Genomic DNA, 2,346 nt, shown 5'->3' with positions numbered 1-2,346 from the left:
ACGGAACTGACAATGCAAAGGTTTATGATGATTACAAAGCATTGTTAAAAGATGACACGATTGATGTTATCCATGTTTGTACGCCAAATGACTCGCATTGTGAAATTACTGTAGCAGGGTTGCATGCTGGTAAACATGTGATGTGTGAAAAACCAATGGCTAAAACGACAGCAGAAGCTCAAAAAATGATAGATACAGCTAAATCAACAGGTAAAAAATTAACAATAGGTTATCAAAATCGTTTCCGAGCAGATAGTCAATTTTTACATCAAGCAGCGCAACGTGGCGACTTAGGAGACATTTACTTCGGAAAGGCACATGCCATTCGTCGTCGAGCAGTACCAACATGGGGTGTCTTTCTAGACGAAGAAGCTCAAGGTGGAGGACCATTAATCGATATCGGTACACACGCTTTAGATTTAACGTTATGGATGATGGATAATTATGAACCAGAATCAGTGATGGGTTCAACATTCCATAAATTAAATAAACAGCATCATGCGGCAAACGCTTGGGGTTCATGGAATCCAGATGAATTTACAGTTGAAGATTCTGCGTTTGGATTTATTAAAATGAAGAATGGAGCGACGATCATGTTAGAATCCGCTTGGGCGATTAATTCTTTAGAAGTGGATGAGGCAAAATGTTCATTATCAGGAACTAAAGCAGGTGCTGATATGAAAGATGGTCTACGTATTCATGGTGAAGACATGGGTACACTTTATACCAAACACGTTGAATTGGAAAACAAAGGCGTCGACTTTTATGAAGGTAATGAAGTGGATGAAGCTGAAGAAGAAGCAAAAGCTTGGATTGATGCAGTTGTAAATGATACTGAACCAGTTGTGAAACCGGAACAAGCAATGGTAGTTACAAAAATTCTTGAAGCGATTTATCAGTCTGCAAAATCAGGCAAAGCAATTTACTTTGAATAACATCATACGGTAAGGAGGCACATCATGACAAAATTAAAAGTTGGTGTGATAGGTGTTGGTGGTATTGCACAAGACCGTCATATTCCAGCATTGCTGAAACTCAAAGACACAGTCTCATTAGTTGCAGTACAAGATATTAATACAGTGCAGATGATTGATGTTGCGAAGCGCTTTAATATACCTCATGCAGTTGAGACACCTAGCGAGCTGTTTAAACTTGTTGATGCGGTGGTCATTTGTACACCTAATAAATTCCATGCTGATCTTTCTATAGAAGCATTGAACCATGGTGTCCATGTATTGTGTGAAAAGCCAATGGCGATGACGACGGAAGAGTGTGATCGCATGATTGAAGCGGCTAATAAAAATCACAAATTATTAACTGTCGCATATCATTATCGTCACACAGATGTGGCAATTACTGCTAAAAAAGCAATTGAATCAGGTGTGGTTGGTAAACCTTTAGTAGCACGTGTACAAGCGATGCGTAGGCGTAAAGTGCCTGGCTGGGGTGTTTTTACCAATAAAGCGTTGCAAGGTGGCGGTAGTTTAATCGATTATGGTTGCCACTTGTTAGACTTATCTTTGTGGCTACTAGGTAAAGATATGGTGCCGCATGAAGTGCTAGGAAAAACATATAATCAATTGAGCAAACAACCGAATCAAATTAATGATTGGGGAACATTTGATCATACTAAATTTGATGTCGATGATCATGTTACTAGTTATATGACATTTGCCAATCGAGCAAGCATGCAGTTTGAATGTTCGTGGTCTGCAAATATCAAAGAAGATAAGGTTCACGTTAGTTTATCAGGAGAAGATGGCGGTATCAATTTATTTCCATTTGAAATATATGAGCCCCGCTTTGGAACTATTTTTGAAAGCAAAGCTAATGTTGAGCATAACGAAGACATTGCTGGTGAGAGACAGGCGCGTAACTTTGTCAATGCGTGTTTAGGGATAGAAGAGATTGTGGTGAAACCGGAAGAAGCACGCAATGTAAATGCCCTTATAGAAGCGATTTATCGTAGCGATCTTGATAACAAGAGCATACAACTTTAATGATTATCATATATGATACAAAATTCTCAATATAAAAAGAAGGAGTGCTTTTCAATGAAAATAGGTGTATTTTCAGTATTATTTTACGATAAAAATTTTGAAGATATGTTAGATTATGTCTCAGAATCTGGATTGGATATGATTGAAGTTGGAACAGGTGGTAACCCAGGAGATAAATTTTGTAAGTTAGATGAGTTGTTAGAAAATGAAGACAAGCGCCAAGCATTTATGAAGTCAATCACAGACAGAGGCTTACAAATAAGTGGTTTCAGTTGTCATAACAATCCAATTTCTCCAGATCCGATAGAAGCGAAAGAAGCCGATGAAACGTTACGTAAAACAATCC

Annotated in this window: 3 protein-coding genes; all 3 read left to right on the top strand. The window is 38.2% G+C overall.

Going from position 1 to position 2,346, the window contains the following annotated elements:
* Positions 1–935 (top strand): Gfo/Idh/MocA family protein (locus IDG60_RS11270; RefSeq protein ID WP_206160705.1); only part of this gene is annotated, 935 nt, incomplete at its 5' end.
* 24 nt (positions 936–959) lie between these two features.
* The gene (locus IDG60_RS11265) at positions 960–2,000 is read left to right on the top strand and encodes a Gfo/Idh/MocA family protein (protein ID WP_000163809.1); all 1,041 of its coding nucleotides are present in this window, start codon (positions 960–962) and stop codon (positions 1,998–2,000) included.
* Between the two features lie 54 nt (positions 2,001–2,054).
* The coding region (locus IDG60_RS11260) for a sugar phosphate isomerase/epimerase family protein (RefSeq protein WP_206160704.1) at positions 2,055–2,346 on the top strand (292 nt) is incomplete at its 3' end.

It is taken from the genome of Staphylococcus sp. EG-SA-2 (assembly GCF_017152085.1).
This window is presented reverse-complemented; position numbering and strand designations above follow the sequence as displayed.